At 52.5% G+C, this 1,193-nt stretch carries 1 protein-coding gene and 1 pseudogene; both read right to left on the bottom strand.

All coding sequences use genetic code 11. The annotated features are described in order from the left end of the window. Positions 1-245: 245 nt before the first annotated feature. The gene (locus LPA02S_RS11350) at positions 246-626 is read right to left on the bottom strand and encodes a hypothetical protein (RefSeq protein ID WP_054651460.1); all 381 of its coding nucleotides are present in this window, start codon (positions 624-626) and stop codon (positions 246-248) included. Positions 627-839: 213 nt separating this feature from the next. Then, a pseudogene (locus LPA02S_RS11755) lies at positions 840-1,193 on the bottom strand (hypothetical protein); the annotation flags it as partial.

Raw genomic sequence — 1,193 nt, 5'->3', positions numbered from 1 at the left:
ACTACCACTATAACAAACGGTCTATACAAGTCAATATTGACGCGGCTTAGCAACCGCATTAACAAAATGCACCGAATATTTACCGAATACTATAGTAGTAGCTAATAATCTGACATCCACATAACCATACAATGCCACCGCTTTCGCGTCAAACAAAATTGCTAAATAGCCTCCTTCATCCGATCACTTCCATGTATGGAGATTACCCAAAAACAGCGACGCCGACTATATCGGTATCGCTGTTTTTACTCATACCGACCACCCGGCTTAACGTCGTCCGGCGTGTAGTCATCCTCGCGTTGCTTGCGGATGATGATGTCGCCACTACCTGGCCACCGGTCGAGCATTGGCCGCCATCCCCGGTACTGGATGAAGATTTGTGTGTGTTGTCGTACCATCATCACTAGATACTCGACCAGCTCCCAATCGGAGTTATCGTCTATGGTCATGAGCGGTATTGAGCGTCGCCGGGCTTTAATGCCGTGTGGCTGGTCGTCCATAAAGAAATTGATGGTGTGATTCCAGCGCTCGTTTACCACCCACAGAGTGTAGATGTGGTGTGCCTGCTTTTTAAAAGTCTCGTCGATCCGCTGATTTAAAGTCTCTGCTCGCTGATTTGGTGTCATATGCTCACCTCCATGGATGAGTATATACGAACGAACGTTTGCATGCAAAAACTGCAAAAAAATAGCCCCACCCCGCCGTTAAGCAGGGTGAGGCTATGAGCATAAATCATGGATACCGCGCCACGCCGCTAACGCTGTCTGACCCGCAGCGGGAAGTGTCGCTATGCCCTTACGACGCTAGTCATGACGGATTTCCTCCGTCGCGCAATTATACTACCGGAACGTGCCCAGTGCCGCGCCATTGTCGCGCACCGCTAGGTAGTGAGTCAGTCCATCGCTCGCGTGGTATGCGATGTAGACATACTGACCGTTGCGTACCCAGCCGTAGTAGTGGACAGACTCACCGCTGTAGTAGCGTGCACCGGTCGCACTGTATCCGGGCCAGTACCATACAGAGAGTCCGCGATTGGCGGTAAATGTGCCATCTTCTGCGTGGATAGTCCATGCGCCGTCCTTGTACGTCGTGGACGCGCTGGTGGCAGGCGTCTGCGTGGTCGCCAGAATCTCGACGTCCGCGCGGTTAGCCCAGCTCATGATGCCGCCGAGTAGTACCCGCGTTCCGGAGAT

The sequence above is a fragment of the Lacticaseibacillus pantheris DSM 15945 = JCM 12539 = NBRC 106106 genome (assembly GCF_001591865.1).
Taxonomy (GTDB): Bacteria; Bacillota; Bacilli; order Lactobacillales; family Lactobacillaceae; genus Lacticaseibacillus; species Lacticaseibacillus pantheris.
This window is presented reverse-complemented; position numbering and strand designations above follow the sequence as displayed.

Bases quoted from the DNA above. Each gene is read 5' to 3' on its own strand.
- LPA02S_RS11350 (WP_054651460.1), bottom strand. From the start codon at position 626: ATGACACCAAATCAGCGAGCAGAGACTTTAAATCAGCGGATCGACGAG.